The following is a 14,910-nucleotide window of genomic DNA, read 5'->3' as shown; positions in this document are numbered from 1 at the left end:
ATCCGCTCGATGGCCGTCGCATGCGCGCTGGTGCTCGGACTCGGCCTCGCGCCGTTCCACGACGCGGCGGCCCAGGTCTCCACGAACACCGCACCGCTGGAGTTCAAGGACGCCGCCGAGGAAGCCCGCTTCCACGACTTGACCGCCGAACTGCGCTGCGTGATGTGCCAGAACCAGTCGCTGGCCGATTCCGACGCCCAGATCGCACACGACCTGCGCCGCGAAGTGCTCGACCTGATGCACCAGGGCAAGTCCGACGACGAGGTGGTGGCGTTCCTGGTCGCGCGCTATGGCGAATTCGTGCGCTACAAGCCGGCGGTCGAACCCTCGACATGGCTGCTGTGGTTCGGCCCGGGGCTGCTGCTGCTTGGCGGCGGCATCGTGGTCGTTCGCATCGTCCGCGCGCGCGCGCGGCGCGACGTGCCCGCCCCCGCCGAAGACCAGGAGTGGTGATGGCCGCATTCAGTGCAATCGCAGCGATACTGGCCGTGGTGGTGTTCGCCGCGGTGCTGTGGCCACTGTGGCGCGAGTCGCGCGGCGTTGCCTTCGGCGCTGTCGTCGTACTCATGCTGGCGACGCTTGCCACGTACAAGCTGGTCGGTACGCCCGAAGCGATCGACGCGCCCGCGGCAGCCGTCGCCGCCACGCCGCGCACGATGGAAGAAGCGGTCGTGCAGCTGAAGGCCGAACTCGAACGCAACCCCGGACGCGCCGACGGCTGGCAGTTGCTGGCTCGCTCGTACGAAATGCTCGACCGTCGCGTCGAAGCGCGTGACGCCTATGCACGCGCGCTCAAGCTCAACCCGGACGACCCCGACCTGCTGGTGCAGGCCGCACAGGCCAGGTTGTTCGCCGCCCCGGACAAGAAGCTCGACGCCGAAGCCGTGGCGATGCTGAAGCGCTCGCTGGAGCTGCAGCCGCAGCAGCAGCGCGCGCGCTGGTTCCTCGGCGTCTGGCAGCGGCAGGAAGGACGCGCCGCGGAAGCTGCCGAGACCTGGCAGCCGCTGCTGTCGCAGGTCGATGCAGCCACCGCGGCCACCCTGCGCGTGCAGATCGACGCCGCGCGCAAGGACGCCGGCCTGCCGCCGCTGCCGGCCGCGGAAGCGCCCGTCGCCAGCGCCAACGCACTGACGGTGAAGGTATCGCTCGACCCCGACTTCGCCTCGCGCGTGCGCCTGCGCGGCGACGCCAGCGTGTTCGTCATCGCCCGCATCCCCGACGGCCCGCCGATGCCGGTCGCCGCCGAAAAGCACCCGCTGCAGGCCCTGCCGCTGACGATCACCCTCGACGACGGCGACAGCCCGATGCCGACGCAGAAGCTGTCGGACCTGGAGGAAGTCGAAGTGTTCGCGCGCCTGTCGAGCAGCGGCGAGGCGATGCGGCAGGAAGGAGACCTCGACTCGAAGCCGGTGCGGGTGGCATTGCCGGCCACCGGGCCGGTCGAGCTGGTCATCGGCGCGAAGTAGTCGTCGCCCCGTCTCTCGTAGAAGCGGCGGAAGCCGCGAACTCTTGACTCCCCTGTGAAGGCAGGGCGAGGGACAAAAGCTCGCGGCTTCCGCCGCTCCTACCAGACCGCGGGCATCCGGAATCACCGCCCCGGTAAACTTGTCCGCATGACCGAGTTCATCCCTCCCGGCACGCGCTGGATCGACCTGCCCTCCCCGTTCCCGATGAAACGCGGCGGCGCGCTGCACGGCGCCCGCATCGCCTGCGAAACCTGGGGCACGCGCAACGCGGCCGGCGACAACACCATCCTGATCCTCACCGGCCTGTCGCCCGATGCCCACGCCGCCGCCAATGAAGCCAACCCGGCCCCGGGCTGGTGGGAGGCGATGGTCGGCCCGGGCAAGCCGATCGACACGAACCGCTGGCACGTGGTCTGTTTCAACGCGCTGGGCAGCTGCAAGGGCTCCACCGGGCCTGCGTCGACCAACCCCGCCACCGGCGAACCCTACCGGCTGGCTTTCCCCGAGCTGTCGATCGAGGACGGCGCCGACGCGGCGTACGCCGTGGTCCGCGCGCTGGGCATCGAGCGCCTGGCCTGCCTGATCGGCAATTCGATGGGCGGCATGAACGCGCTGGCCTTCCTCACCCGCCATCCCGGCATCGCGCGCAGCCACATCAACATTTCCGGCGCCGCGCGCGCGCTGCCGTTCTCGATCGCGATCCGCTCGCTGCAGCGCGAGGCGATCCGCCTCGACCCGCAGTGGAACGAAGGCGACTACGACGACGACCACTACCCCGAAAGCGGCATGCGCATGGCGCGCAAGCTGGGCGTGATCACCTACCGCTCGGCGCTGGAATGGGACGGCCGCTTCGGCCGCGTGCGGCTGGACTCGGACCGCCGCGACGACGAAGACCCGTTCGGGCTGGAGTTCGAGGTCGAGAGCTACCTCGAAGCCCACGCGCGCCGCTTCGTGCGCAACTTCGACCCCAACTGCTACCTGTACCTGAGCCGCTCGATGGACTGGTACGACATCGGCGAGTCCTGTGGCGGCACCACCGACCAGGGCCTGGCGCGGATCCGGGTGGAGAGGGCGCTGGCGATCGGCGTGCACACCGACATCCTGTTCCCGCTGCAGCAGCAGCAGCAGATCGCCGACGGCCTGCGGGCGGGCGGCGCCGAGGCGCACTTCCTGCCGCTGGAGTCGCCGCAGGGCCACGACGCGTTCCTGGTCGATTTCGACCGCTTCGGCCCCGCCGTCGCCGATTTCCTGGCGTAGAGCCTGCCCCGGACTTGATCCGGGGTCGGGGCTACGCCCCGACGGCTCTTGATCGTCCCGACACTCTTGATCGCCCGGGCGTCGGGGGCGTAGCCCCGACCTACGGCTTGCGGCGGGTCAAGACCCGCCCTACGGCGGTCGCGCTAGAATGGGCGGATGAACTCCTCCGTTCCGCCTGCCATGGACTTCCCCGGCCGCGACAAACTGGTCGCCGCCGTCGACGCGGCCGTGGCGCACGGCGACGAGCACGCCATCACTGCCGCCCTGCGCAACAGCATGTGCGCGATGATCCGCGGCGGCGACGTGCAGCTGCCCGACGAGGTCTTCGAGCCCCTCGACGACCACTACGCGCGGCGCGAGCTGTATCGCAGCCCCGAGCACGGCTACAGCGTGGTGGCGATGACCTGGGCGCCCGGACAGGGCACGCCGATCCACGACCACTGCGGCCTGTGGTGCGTGGAGGGCGTGTGGGACGGCGAGCTTGAAATCACCCAGTACGAGATGCTCGAACGCGACGGCGAGCGTTTCCGCTTCCGCGCCGCCGGCGGCATGCACGCCGGCCCCGGCAGCGCCGGCAGCCTGATCCCGCCGCACGAATACCACACCATCACCAACGCCAGCGGCGACAAGATCGCGATCTCGCTGCACATCTACAAGGCACCGATGGATACCTGCTCGAAGTTCCAGCCACAGTCGGGCGAATGGTTCCTGCGCACCGACAGCGCGCTGCGCACGGACAACGCCGCCACCTGATCCCGCCTCGCCCTCGCACCCGATCCGCCGGGTACGGATCCACGTCCGCGACGGCCGCAATCGTTCCAAGCAGCAAACGCACGGCCCACCATGCCCAAGTCCATTGCGCCACCCACGCCCAAGCGGGCGCAGGCCCCGTTCCGGCCACGCCCGGACGTGGAGCTTTGCAAGCGCGGTGAACTGCGCACCGAGCGCTTCCTCGACGCCGCCATGGACGCCTTCATCGAGAAGGGCTACCGCCGCGCCTCGCTCAGCGACATCGTCAAGCAGGCCGGCGGCTCGATGTCCACGCTCTATCGCGCGTTCGGCGACAAGGAAGGCCTGGCCCACGCGATCATCGAACGCCACATGGCCACCGTGACCGCGCGCCTGCAGGATCTCAGCCTGTCGGGCCTGCCACCCGAATCGGCGCTGGCCCAGGTCGGCGAAAGCATCCTCGACGCGAGCATCAGCCGCGAATCGCTGCTCGTGCACCGCATCGTGATCGGCGAAGGCCGGGACTTCCCCGAACTGCGCGACTGGTTCTTCGCCCACGCGGTGATGCCGGCGCAGGCGATCCTGACCGAATACCTCGAAGGCGAGATCGCCGCCGGCCGGCTCGCACTGCGCGCACCGGCAACCGCCTCGAGCCAGTTCTTCATGATGATCTTCGGCGAGTTGATGATCCGGGTGGCCAGCGGCAACCTCACCCGCCCGGATCCGGACGTCGCCCGCGAGGAAGCGCGCGCGGCCGCCGACCTGTTCCTGCACGGCGCCCTGCCCCGCTGAATGTTGCGATGCGGCAACACCGTCGGGCCCATCCGGGCTTGACGGCGGCTGCGTGAACCCGCACTGTTTGCGTAACGAGGATTACGCCCTGCGGCACGCCAGCAGTCCGGCCAGCCAGGCGCACGGGGAAGGGAACGATGCGGATCTTCATTGCAGTCGGACTCGTGACGGTCGGCATTTTCGCGGCCGCGGGATCGCTGGCGCCCATCGCCGCGCAGGAAGGCACCACCGCCGCCAATCCCTACCACCTCCCGCCCACGCATTTCGGCAGCGAAAACCCGCAGGCCGTGCATGCCTTCGACGTCGCCCCCGGCTTCGCCGACGCGCCCGTGGCGGACAACCCGCAGGCCCCCGACGCCACGCCCGTCGGACAACAGGTCTGCACCGCCTGCCACAGCAGGGAAAGCCAGGTCTTCGCCCACACCACGCACGCGCTGGGGATGCAGGTCGCGTTCACCGCCAACCCCGACGCCGCCACCTGCGAGGCCTGCCACGGGCCGGGCTCGGCGCATGCGCAAAACCCGCTCCAGGCCGGCGCGATCATCGCCTTCACCCACGACGGCGGCACCCCGATCAAGACCCAGACCGAGAGCTGCATGGGCTGCCATGACGGTGGTCCGCGCGACCACTGGCTCGGCTCGATCCACCAGCGCAACCAGCTCTCGTGCAGCGACTGCCACAACCCGATGGCGCAGTTCTCCGTCGAGGGGCTGCAGGCCAAGCAGTCGATCAACGAAACCTGCGCGACCTGCCACAAGGACATTCGCCAGCAATTCAACCGCCGCTCGCACATGCCGCTGCCCGAAGGCCAGATGGCCTGCGTCGACTGCCACAACCCGCACGGGACGATCAACGTGTCGCTGCTCAAGACCGACACGGTCAACGAGACCTGCTACCAGTGCCACGCCGAGAAGCGCGGGCCGTTCCTGTTCGAACACGCGCCGGTGCGCGAGAACTGCCTCAACTGCCACACCCCGCACGGCTCCAACCAGCACGCGCTGCTGGTCGCGCCGGTGCCGATGCTGTGTCAGCAGTGCCACTCGCACACCCGCCACCCGAACGACATGTTCAACGAGCAGATGCTCGGCAACGCCATGGCGCCCGACGAGCGCCTGATGGGGCGCGGCTGCCTGACCTGCCACTCGCAGATCCACGGTTCCAACAACCCGGCCGGGCCGAGGTTCCACAAATAGGGAGGCACGGCGATGCGCAAGCACACTCGCAAGACCGTCCTGCAGCTTTCGCTGCTGTCCCCGGCGCTGCTGCTGGCACCCCTCGCACTGGCGCAGGACTCGGGCCTGGGCACCGACCTGCACTTCGGCAACGCGCTCGACCCCAGCGGCGGCACCGCGCTGCTCGGCTGCGATCCCGACGGCGCTACCTGGCTCACCGCGCAGCGCAAGCGCACGCCGACCGGCTTCCTCTACCCCTGCCCGCCCGCGTGGCCGGAATTCAGCGGCGACGGCGCCTGGCGCCACCGCGGCTCGGTGACCCTCGGTTACATCGGCGTGTGGGGCGACGAGAACAACATGGACTGGCGCCGCTTCTCCAACTGGGACGACGGCGCCTACGTCGGCGCCGACCTGCGCTTCGAGAAGGCCGTCGATGGCAGCTACTTCGACCTGCGCGCCAGCCACATCGCCGACGACAGCCAGTACGTGCGCGCGGTGTTCGGCCGCGCCGGCAAGTACCGGGTGCAGGTCTTCGCGCGCAGCCAGCCCAACATCACCAGCGGCAACGCGCGTTCGATCTGGGACGGCGTCGGCAGCAACCACCTCACCCTGAAGGACGGCCTGGTCCCGGCCGGCAGTACGTCGGCGCAGGTTGCGGCTGTTTCCGCCGCGCAGCCCGAAAGGCTGCTGACCGTAGTGCGCGAGAAGCAGGGCGTCGGCATCAACTACATGGTCAACCGGCGCTGGACCGCCTACGCCAACGCCAGCCACGAAACGCGCGAGGGTGCGCGCCCGTTCGGCGGGCCGTTCTTCTTCAACTATCCCTTCGCCAACAACGGCGGCATCTACGAGATCCCGCGCCCGATCGACGACAGCACGGTCAACTTCAACGGCGGCGTGCGCTTTTCCGGCAACGCCTGGCGGATGGATTTCAGCTATTCCGGATCGTTCTTCCGCCACGCCAACCGCAGCTTCGACTACGAAGTGCCGTTCGGCCTGTCGCCGGTTGTTCCCGGCCTGGTGTCGCCGCCGCTCACCAGCGGCCAGTTCTCCTATGAACCGGAAAACGACTACCACCACCTGCGCGCGAGCTTCAGCCGCAAGATCGCGTGGAACGGCAACTTCTCGCTGACCGCCACCGGCGGGCGCATGAGCCAGGACGACTACATCGTCGCGCCGATGACCTGCCAGGGGCAGTTCGGCATTCCCTTCATCCCCGGCGCCCTCTACGACTGCGCCAACTGGAACACCACCGACGCGCTGTCGCGCAAGCGCTCGGACCTGGGCATCGACACCCAGATGGTCGACGCGCGCGTGGTGCTGCAGCCCACCGACGCCGTCACCTGGCGCGCCAACGCCAAGTACCAGCGCGAGGACTACGACGGCACCTACTGGATGTACAACCCGCTGACCGGGCAATGGGGCTACCCGGCCGAAAACGGCTCGCAGGGCAGTGTCGTTCCCGGCGAGTCCGGCATCTGGGACCCGATCCTCAGCCCCGGCGCGCCAACCCGCATCCGCAACCTGCCGCTGGACCGCGAGCTGCACCAGTTCTCCGCCGGCGCCGACTGGCGCCTGGACGACAAGAACACGCTGGGAGCGACCTATACCTTCGAGCGCACCGAGCGCACCCATCGCGAGGTCGCCACCACCACGGACAATTCGATCAAGCTCAACTGGTACAGCCGCACGCTCGACTGGCTGACCTTCCGCGCCAACTACACCTGGCTGCGCCGCACCGGCAGCGAGTACGACTACGACCCGTACGAGTTCACCTTCTCCAGCTCGCTGCCCGGTTACACCGGCGGCGATGTGGCGCACACGGTTTCCGCGCTGCGCAAGTACGACGTCGGCAGCCGGACGCAGAACAAGATCGACCTGATGGCGACCTTCACCCTGCCGCACGAGATGACCCTCTACGCCTCGGTGCGCGGCGATTGGAACGACTACGACGCCACCCTCGGCCGCCGCGCCTACGACACCCTCGGCGGCAGCCTGCAGTGGGAATGGCAGCCGACGCCGGCCACCGTCGCCAGCGCCTGGTACGGCTACGACCGCTCCGACCTGGACATCGCCAACGTCAACGACCTGGCGCTGGACGCGGACCCGACGCTGGGTGGCCCCACCTATCCCGAAGCCAATCGCTGGTGGATCGACGACCGCCAGCGCAACCACTATGCCGGCGCCAACCTGACCCAGCGCCTGGGCCGGGTCACGCTCGACGCGGCGTTGGACTGGACGTATTCGCGCGGCACCACCGGCTACCGCTACAACTCGCCCGGTGCGCTCACCCTGCCAACGCTTGACCCGCTGCTGACCGGGTCGTTCCAGCCGATGATCTACCGCACCACCGCGCTGACCGTGGGCCTGACGATCCCGCTGCACCAGCGCGTGAGCCTGCGCCTGTTCGACCGCTACCAGCGCGGCACGCTGTTCGACTGGCACTACCTGGGCTTCGAAGATGGCCAGGTCTACGACCACCGGGTCTACACCGACGGCGGGCCGGAGGACTACAGCGTCAACATGGTGGGCGCACTGCTGGAGGTGCAGCTATGAAGCGCACGATCCGCCTGCTCGCAATCGTCGCCGCCTGCACGGTCAGCGCGCTCGCGCAATCGCAGGACGCGCCGCCCGAAGAGGCCGTCGCCGCCGACGCGCAGCCGGTCGAACAACCCACCCCGCGCTACGTCGACCTGCGCCGCATGCGACCGCTCACCGGCAACGTTGCCGCCGGCGAGGCCAAGTCCGAACTGTGCGCCGCGTGCCACGGCCCGCAGGGGATTTCCATCGCCCCCACCTTCCCCAACATCGGCGGCCAGCGCATGGATTTCATGTACTGGCAGCTGGTGGAGTTCAAGCGCAACCCGGATTCGCCCATGTCGCCGCTGGTGGCCGACCTCACCGACCAGGACATGCTCGACCTGTCGGCCTACTACGCCAGCCTCACGCCACCGCCCGCCGACCCCGCCGCCGAACCCGAGCCGGTGGACGCCACGCTGGCCCGGCTCGGGGAGCAGCTGTACCTGACAGGCGATCCCGCCAAGGGAATCCCGCCCTGCCAGGGCTGCCACGGCGTCGATGCCAACGGCCACCCCGACGCCCTGCGCACCGACCGCGACGGGCACACGCCGTACGCATCGTATCCCGCGCTGCGCGGCCAGCAGGCGATCTACCTGCAGACCAAGCTGGCCGAATACCGCGACGGCAGGATGGACGATTCGACCACCGACTTCGTGATGACCGGCATCGGCGAGCGCCTGGACGACGACAGCATCCAGGCGCTGTCCGCCTGGCTGTCGTCGCTGCCGCCTGGGCAGTAGCAAAGCCCGAAAGGCTGTAACGGCTCGAGAAGTACCGATCGTCATTCCCGCTTTTGCGGGGATGACGGCGGGCTGCGGGGAACGATACCCATGGCCCGCTTCACGCATCGATCCCTCAAGCACCCCCAGGGCCACGATGTGACTTGCGGCACCATGCGCAGCCACCCCGCATTGCTAACCTCGCCGCTCCCCCGACTACGAGCGCGCGCCATGCTCACCGACCTCACCCTCGCCTCCCTCCATCACCTGCTGGTCTTCGGCCTGGTCTCGATGCTCGTCGCCCAGTCCGTGCTGCTGCGCGGCCGCATGGACGGCTCCGTGCTGGCGAAGCTCGGCGGCATCGACCGCGGCTATGGCATCACCGCGCTGTTGCTGCTGGTGGTCGGGTTCCTGCGCGTGTTCCACGGCGTCATGGGCGAGGACTTCTACCTGCACAATCCGTGGTTCCACGCCAAGATCGGCGTCTTCGTGCTGGTCGGCCTGATCTCGATCTGGCCGACCGTGCGCTTCCTGCGCTGGCGCAAGGCGCTGAAGGCCGATCCCGCCTTCCTGCCTGCCCCGGCCGAGGTCGGCAACCTGCGGCGCATCGTCCGGTTCGAGCTGGCGCTGGTCGGCGTGATCTTCGTCCTCGCCGCCGCCATGGCCCGCTACGGCGGATTCTGAGCCCGGCCCATCCGCTATAATCCGCGCCCGCGCCGAAGTGGCGGAATCGGTAGACGCAGCGGACTCAAAATCCGCCGCCCTTAAAAGCGTGTGGGTTCGAGTCCCACCTTCGGCACCAAGCGAAAGGCCACGCCCGCAGGCGTGGCCTTTTCATTGTCGCCTCAGCCGAACTGCACCTCGGTCATGCTCGTGGTGTCATCCACGAACACCGCCAGCGCACTCGGGATCCCGGTGAACTGGAAGATCTTGTAGGCCTTCATCTCGCCGATCGCGATGGCGCCCTGCCGGGTCCGGAACCTTTCGACCTGCTGGCCGCCATCGACAAGCACCCAACCGCTACGATCGGGGATGACACTGAGCACATGGCGTTCCATTTCGCACTCCGCGTGCGGAAGAGAGTGCCCCGGCCCGGCTGCACGACTTGCTCAAGGTCGCACCCAATATCCGTTGCTGAGCGGCATCCAGTGCCGTTGCATGGGCGGGCTGCCGGGGCAGGACCAGCATCCCCGGACCCGCTGGCCGATACAGTCGGGGAACCACCCGTTGTGGGGTAGGAAAAATCCTACAAGTCCCTACCGCACTTCCTGGATATCCACCACGCGCCCGTCCCGGATCTCGAAGTTCACCTGCTTGTTGTCGAGGTAGTACTCCCAACGCTCCCCCACCGCGGCGCCGCGGCGATTTTCGAGTTGCACGATCCGGTCCGGCTGGCGGCCGGCCTTGCGGACAACGGTGCCGGGACTGTCGCCGGTGGTCACCACGGAATCGCCGAAACGGAACGAGAAATCGGCCATCGCCGGCATCATGGCCAGGGCAAGCAGGCAGGCAATCAGCAGTCGCATGTCGTTCTCCTCATCGGACCCGGCCAACGGGCCCTTGCGCTTGATGGAAAGCCGCAGGGGCGCAGGAGGTTGACAGCCTCGGCCGCGCGCCGTGAAGGCACGCAGCCATCGTTCATGTGCCACGTCTCGAATTCCGCGACTGCCCTCAACCCCCGAGCCTGTCCAGCACCGCCACCAGTTCCGGCGCCAGCGGCGCGGTAAGCACGTACGGGACGCGTCCGTCGTCGAGCGCGAACTCCATCGACGCCGCGTGCAGGAACAGGCGCTTGAGCCCGACCTGTTCGCGCAGGCGCCGGTTGACCTCCGGATCGCCGTATTTGTCGTCACCCGCGACCGGATGGCCGATGTGCTGCGCATGCACGCGGATCTGGTGCGTGCGGCCGGTCTCGATGCGCACCTCGCAGTACGAATGCCCGCCGCGCCGCTCCAGCGCGCGGATATGGCTCAGCGACGGCTTGCCGCCATCGTTGACCTGCACGTGGCGCTCGCCGCCCTGCCGCAGGCCGACGTGCAGCGGCGCGTCGACGCTCATCACACCATCGGGCATGCGCCCGGCCAGCAGCGCGAGGTAGCGCTTGCGCAGGCCCGCGCCGTCCTCGCGCATCAGCGCCTGCAGCTGGGTCAGCGCCGAGCGCTTCTTCGCCACCACCATCAGCCCCGAGGTGTCGCGGTCCAGCCGGTGGACCAGCTCCAGCGACTGGTTCGGGCGCAGCGCGCGCAGGGTCTCGATCACGCCGAAGCTGATTCCGCTGCCACCATGGCTGGCAACCCCGGACGGCTTGCTGATCGCCAGCAGCCGCGCGTCCTCGAACACGATGCTCGATTCCATCGCCTCGAGCAGCCCGCGGGCCGGCGCGCCTTTGTCGCCCGGCTCGATGAGACGCACCGGCGGGATGCGAACCTCGTCGCCGCCCTCGAGCCGGGTATCGGCCTTCGCCCGGCCCCCGTTCACGCGCACCTGGCCGCTGCGCACGATCTTGTAGACCAGCGATTTGGGCGCGCCCTTGAGCTGGCCCAGCAGGAAGTTGTCCAGGCGCTGGCCGGCGCGGTCGTCGGGCACCCGCACCATGCGTACGCCGCCGCCCGCGGCCGGTTTCGGCGCGCCGGGCGTCGCCGGGGAGTCTGAATGGGCCATGGGCTCTCTTGGTCTGCTACACTCGCGACGCGAGGTAAGGTTCTGATTTCGCGGGGAGTTGCCGCCCGATGCCCTGGCATCGGGCAGACGGCAAACCGGGCCGAAAGCCCACCTTCCTGCGGATAGGTCCGCGCGACAGCACTGCCCCCCGGGGGCATTGATGTTACCAGCGACGGCCCATTGGCTCCGCTCCCCGCCCGGCTTGTCAGAGGCCGGTAGCTGAACATGTCCCGCGCGACGCCGAAGCCCTGCCCTGGCAGGCCGACGCGGCCGCCGGCCCCGCAACACATTCGAGAAGCGCTCCCGCGGTCCGCCGTGGTGTCGTAGCGCTGGAAAACCAGGCTGGTGGCTGCGCTTGCGCGGCCCCGGCACGAAGTCTCCAGGCGAAACGCCCCGGCGTTCCGCGTGCCTGCCCATGACCGGGCGAGCGCGCAAGGAACGAACATGAAACGCATGTTGATCAACGCGACGCAGGCAGAAGAACTGCGCGTGGCCATCGTCGACGGACAGACGCTCTACGACATCGATATCGAGCAGCCGTCGAAGGAACAGAAGAAGTCCAACATCTACAAGGGCCGCATCACCCGGCTCGAACCCTCGCTTGAAGCCGCCTTCATCGAGTACGGCGCAGACCGCCACGGCTTCCTGCCGCTGAAGGAAATCTCCCGCGACTATTTCCAGTCCGGCGTGGACCACAACAAGGCCACGATCAAGGAACTCCTGCGCGAAGGCCAGGAAGTGGTGGTCCAGGTCGACAAGGACGAGCGCGGCAACAAGGGCGCCGCCCTGACCACGTTCATCTCGCTGGCCGGCCGCTACATGGTGCTGATGCCCAACTCGCCCACCGCCGGCGGCGTCTCGCGCCGGATCGAGGGCGACGACCGTGCCGAGCTGAAGAAGGCGATGGACGCGCTCGACATCCCCGATGACATGGGCGTGATCATCCGCACCGCCGGCGTCGGCCGCGATGCCGAAGAACTGCAGTGGGACCTGGACTACCTGCTGAGCGTGTGGCGGGCGATCGCCGATGCCGCGCTGAAGAAGCCGGCGTGTTTCCTGATCTACCAGGAGTCGCGCCTGATCATCCGCGCCCTGCGCGACTACATGCGCGCCGACATCGGCGAGATCCTGGTCGACACGCCGGAGATGTACGCCGAGGCGAAGGAGTTCGTCGAGCAGGTGATGCCGCACAACCTGCGCAAGCTCAAGCACTACACCGACGACACCCCGCTGTTCAACCGCTTCCAGATCGAGTCGCAGATCGAGAGCGCCTACGAGCGCACCGTGCGCCTGCCGTCGGGCGGCGCGCTGGTGATCGACCAGACCGAGGCGCTGACCGCGATCGACGTCAACTCCGCGCGCGCCACCAAGGGCGGCGACATCGAGGAGACCGCGTTCAACACCAACCTGGAGGCGGCCGAGGAAGTCGCCCGCCAGATGCGCATCCGCGACCTGGGTGGCCTGGTGGTGATCGACTTCATCGACATGTCGAGCAACAAGCACCAGCGCGAGGTCGAGAACCGCCTGCAAAGCGCGCTCAGGTTCGACCGCGCCCGCGTGCAGCTGGGCCGCATCTCGCGCTTCGGCCTGCTGGAGCTCTCGCGCCAGCGCCTGCGCGCCAGCCTGGGCGAGTCCAGCCAGATCGTCTGCCCGCGCTGCGAAGGCCACGGCCGCATGCGCAGCGTCGAATCGCTGTCGCTGTCGATCGTCCGCGTCGCCGAAGAGCACGCGATGAAGGAGAACACCGGCCAGGTGCTGGTGCAGGCCCCGGTCGACATCGCCAACTACCTGCTCAACGAGAAGCGCAGCGCGCTGCGCGAGATCGAGCAGCGCCATGACGCCCCGATCGTGATCGTGGCCGACGAGCAGCTGCACACCCCGCACTACGAAGTCACGCGCCTGCGCGAGAACGAACTTGGCGAGGAGTCGAGCAAGCCCAGCTACCGCCGCGGCTCGCCGCGCAAGGTGGCGACCATCGCCCTGACCAAGGCCAACCTCAACGTCCCGCCGCCCGCCGCGGTGACCAACGTGCAGCCCGCGCAACCGGCGCCGATGCGCGAGCGCCCCGCGCCTGCGCCCGAACAGCCCGCTCCGCAGCGCGCACCGGCGCCGGTTTCGACCAGCACCGGCGGCCTCGTCGGCTGGCTCAAGCGCCTGCTCGGAAACACCGAAGCGCCCGCACGCGCAGCGCCCGCCGAACGCGAACGCCCGCAGGGCGACCGCGGCAACCGCAGCTCGCGCAGCAACGGCCGCAGCGATCGCAGCGATCGCGGCGGCGAACGCAGCGGCCAGCGCCGCGGCGGCAAGGGCCAGGGCGGCCGCACGCGCCGCGACGAATCGCGCAGCGACGGCCAGCGCCAGGCGCAGCCGGGTGCGGGCAAGCAGCAGCCCGCCCAGGGCAAGCAGGCTTCGACCCGCCAGAAGCAGCCCCGGCAGCAGGCGGCCAAGGCCAAGGCCGAAACCGAAGAGCTGCGCAACGAGACCGTGCAGGACACCGCGGCGGTGGAGAAGAGCACGAAGCAGCAGCCCGCAGCCGCGCCAGCCGAGCCGACGCCGGCCGTTGCAACCGCAGCAGCAGCTGCCACCACGGCCGTAGCCGAAGCGGCAACCTCGGACACACCGCAGCATGATGCCGCGGCACAGTCCAACGCCAAGGCCACGGCCAAGCCGGAGTCCAGTGACGCCAGCACGGAAGACGGCGCAGCCGGTACCGGCCGTCGCCGTCGCGGGCGCCGCGGTGGTCGCCGCCGTCGTCGCGGCAACGCCGATGGCGCAGCCGAAACGCCGGCCGACGCCGACCAGATCGCCGCCGACCAGGACGCGAAGGCCGCCGACCGTTCGCAGCCGGAGTTCGACTTCGACGACGACGAGACGCCGAAGGCACCCACCAGGCCTTCCGCGCCGGAAGCGGCCGCAGCTGCAACCGCTGCCGTCGCCTTGCAATCGACGACCGCGACGGACACCGCGCAAACGCCGGAGCCCGCCGCCGACAAGCCGGAAGCCGAAAAGGCGCCCGAGACACCGCAGCCGGAAGCCATCGCCGCGGCTCCGTCGGCGACGCTGCCAGCCCGGCCGGAACCGGCCGCAACGCAGCCGGAGCCCACGCCGCAGATCCTGCACGGCAACGCCGACCTGGCCGAACCGGAACCGACGCCGCCAGCGCCGGAACAGCCCATGGCCGCCGAACGCCAGCCCGAACTGGAAACCCCGGCCGCAGCGGCCGCCACGGCCACCGTGGAAACGGCAGTCGCACCAGCACCGGAAGTGATCCAGGAAACCCCGGCCGCCACGACCACGCCGATCGCCGAAATCCCCACCCCGGCACCGGCTCCTGCATCGACCTCGGCTCCTGCCGAAGCCGAAACCCGCCTGCCCGGCCTGTTCGACCAGAGCCCTCAGCCCGAACCGGCCCAGCCCGCCGACGCTGCGGCGACCGCCGTCGCCAGGCAGAGCGAGGAAGCCGAACAAGACCCGGCCAACGAAGACCCCAAGGACAAGGCCGCCTCGCACGGCGCCTGACGAACAAACCACCGG

At 69.2% G+C, this 14,910-nt stretch carries 13 protein-coding genes and 1 tRNA gene; 11 read left to right on the top strand and 3 right to left on the bottom strand.

Annotated features, from left to right (window positions below; all coding sequences use genetic code 11):
• Nucleotides 1-9: 9 nt before the first annotated feature.
• The 10 genes from ACFONC_RS04405 to ACFONC_RS04360 all read left to right on the top strand — a co-directional run bounded on the left by ACFONC_RS04405 (nt 10) and on the right by ACFONC_RS04360 (nt 9,517).
• Complete coding sequence (locus tag ACFONC_RS04405) at nt 10-453, top strand: cytochrome c-type biogenesis protein (RefSeq protein ID WP_386743060.1); 444 nt, start codon at nt 10-12, stop codon at nt 451-453.
• Nucleotides 453-1,466, top strand: coding sequence for a tetratricopeptide repeat protein (locus ACFONC_RS04400; RefSeq protein WP_386742509.1), 1,014 nt, complete (start codon nt 453-455; stop codon nt 1,464-1,466). The genes ACFONC_RS04405 and ACFONC_RS04400 overlap by 1 nt, the downstream gene beginning before the upstream one ends.
• A 147-nt stretch (nt 1,467-1,613) precedes the next feature.
• Nucleotides 1,614-2,723, top strand: a complete 1,110-nt coding sequence (metX, locus tag ACFONC_RS04395) for a homoserine O-acetyltransferase MetX (RefSeq protein ID WP_386742508.1) — start codon at nt 1,614-1,616, stop codon at nt 2,721-2,723.
• Between the two features lie 156 nt (nt 2,724-2,879).
• Entirely contained in the window at nt 2,880-3,476 is a 597-nt protein-coding gene (locus ACFONC_RS04390) for a cysteine dioxygenase family protein (protein WP_386742507.1), read from the top strand.
• 90 nt (nt 3,477-3,566) lie between these two features.
• Nucleotides 3,567-4,244 (top strand): TetR/AcrR family transcriptional regulator, encoded by a 678-nt coding sequence (locus ACFONC_RS04385; RefSeq protein ID WP_386742506.1) that lies wholly within the window; start codon nt 3,567-3,569, stop codon nt 4,242-4,244.
• Between the two features lie 137 nt (nt 4,245-4,381).
• Entirely contained in the window at nt 4,382-5,437 is a 1,056-nt protein-coding gene (locus ACFONC_RS04380; RefSeq protein ID WP_386742505.1) for a DmsE family decaheme c-type cytochrome, read from the top strand.
• 12 nt (nt 5,438-5,449) lie between these two features.
• A complete protein-coding gene (locus tag ACFONC_RS04375) occupies nt 5,450-7,972 on the top strand; it encodes an MtrB/PioB family outer membrane beta-barrel protein (protein ID WP_386742504.1) in 2,523 nt (840 codons plus the stop codon).
• On the top strand, nt 7,969-8,736 hold the full coding sequence (locus ACFONC_RS04370) for a c-type cytochrome (RefSeq protein ID WP_386742503.1): 768 nt from the start codon (nt 7,969-7,971) through the stop codon (nt 8,734-8,736). The genes ACFONC_RS04375 and ACFONC_RS04370 overlap by 4 nt, the downstream gene beginning before the upstream one ends.
• Nucleotides 8,737-8,946: 210 nt before the next feature.
• Nucleotides 8,947-9,399: a DUF2214 family protein gene (locus ACFONC_RS04365; protein WP_386742502.1), complete on the top strand. Its 453-nt coding sequence runs from the start codon at nt 8,947-8,949 to the stop codon at nt 9,397-9,399.
• Nucleotides 9,400-9,430: 31 nt separating this feature from the next.
• Nucleotides 9,431-9,517: transfer RNA gene (locus ACFONC_RS04360), tRNA-Leu, on the top strand.
• 43 nt (nt 9,518-9,560) lie between these two features.
• Here the strand turns inward: ACFONC_RS04360 and ACFONC_RS04355 are convergent.
• From ACFONC_RS04355 to ACFONC_RS04345, 3 genes are all read right to left on the bottom strand, one after another.
• Entirely contained in the window at nt 9,561-9,773 is a 213-nt protein-coding gene (locus tag ACFONC_RS04355; RefSeq protein WP_386742501.1) for a hypothetical protein, read from the bottom strand.
• A 198-nt stretch (nt 9,774-9,971) separates the two neighbouring features.
• Nucleotides 9,972-10,241, bottom strand: a complete 270-nt coding sequence (locus ACFONC_RS04350; protein WP_386742500.1) for a DUF2845 domain-containing protein — start codon at nt 10,239-10,241, stop codon at nt 9,972-9,974.
• A 145-nt stretch (nt 10,242-10,386) separates the two neighbouring features.
• Nucleotides 10,387-11,376, bottom strand: coding sequence for an RluA family pseudouridine synthase (locus tag ACFONC_RS04345; protein ID WP_386742499.1), 990 nt, complete (start codon nt 11,374-11,376; stop codon nt 10,387-10,389).
• A 444-nt stretch (nt 11,377-11,820) separates the two neighbouring features.
• Between ACFONC_RS04345 and ACFONC_RS04340 the strand changes: the two genes are divergently transcribed.
• Nucleotides 11,821-14,895, top strand: a complete 3,075-nt coding sequence (locus ACFONC_RS04340; protein WP_386742498.1) for an Rne/Rng family ribonuclease — start codon at nt 11,821-11,823, stop codon at nt 14,893-14,895.
• Nucleotides 14,896-14,910 lie beyond the last annotated feature (15 nt).

The sequence above is a fragment of the Luteimonas soli genome (genome assembly GCF_042648865.1).
Classification (GTDB): domain Bacteria; phylum Pseudomonadota; class Gammaproteobacteria; order Xanthomonadales; family Xanthomonadaceae; genus Luteimonas; species Luteimonas soli.
The sequence above is the reverse complement of the archived record's forward strand: the minus strand, read 5'-3'. Positions and strand labels throughout refer to the sequence as shown.

Coding starts and splice junctions, on each gene's coding strand:
- metX (WP_386742508.1), top strand. CDS start 1,614: ATGACCGAGTTCATCCCTCCCGGCACGCGCTGGATCGACCTGCCCTCC.
- ACFONC_RS04370 (WP_386742503.1), top strand. CDS start 7,969: ATGAAGCGCACGATCCGCCTGCTCGCAATCGTCGCCGCCTGCACGGTC.
- ACFONC_RS04365 (WP_386742502.1), top strand. CDS start 8,947: ATGCTCACCGACCTCACCCTCGCCTCCCTCCATCACCTGCTGGTCTTC.
- ACFONC_RS04380 (WP_386742505.1), top strand. CDS start 4,382: ATGCGGATCTTCATTGCAGTCGGACTCGTGACGGTCGGCATTTTCGCG.
- ACFONC_RS04355 (WP_386742501.1), bottom strand. CDS start 9,773: ATGGAACGCCATGTGCTCAGTGTCATCCCCGATCGTAGCGGTTGGGTG.
- ACFONC_RS04390 (WP_386742507.1), top strand. CDS start 2,880: ATGAACTCCTCCGTTCCGCCTGCCATGGACTTCCCCGGCCGCGACAAA.
- ACFONC_RS04340 (WP_386742498.1), top strand. CDS start 11,821: ATGAAACGCATGTTGATCAACGCGACGCAGGCAGAAGAACTGCGCGTG.
- ACFONC_RS04405 (WP_386743060.1), top strand. CDS start 10: ATGGCCGTCGCATGCGCGCTGGTGCTCGGACTCGGCCTCGCGCCGTTC.
- ACFONC_RS04385 (WP_386742506.1), top strand. CDS start 3,567: ATGCCCAAGTCCATTGCGCCACCCACGCCCAAGCGGGCGCAGGCCCCG.
- ACFONC_RS04350 (WP_386742500.1), bottom strand. CDS start 10,241: ATGCGACTGCTGATTGCCTGCCTGCTTGCCCTGGCCATGATGCCGGCG.
- ACFONC_RS04375 (WP_386742504.1), top strand. CDS start 5,450: ATGCGCAAGCACACTCGCAAGACCGTCCTGCAGCTTTCGCTGCTGTCC.
- ACFONC_RS04345 (WP_386742499.1), bottom strand. CDS start 11,376: ATGGCCCATTCAGACTCCCCGGCGACGCCCGGCGCGCCGAAACCGGCC.
- ACFONC_RS04400 (WP_386742509.1), top strand. CDS start 453: ATGGCCGCATTCAGTGCAATCGCAGCGATACTGGCCGTGGTGGTGTTC.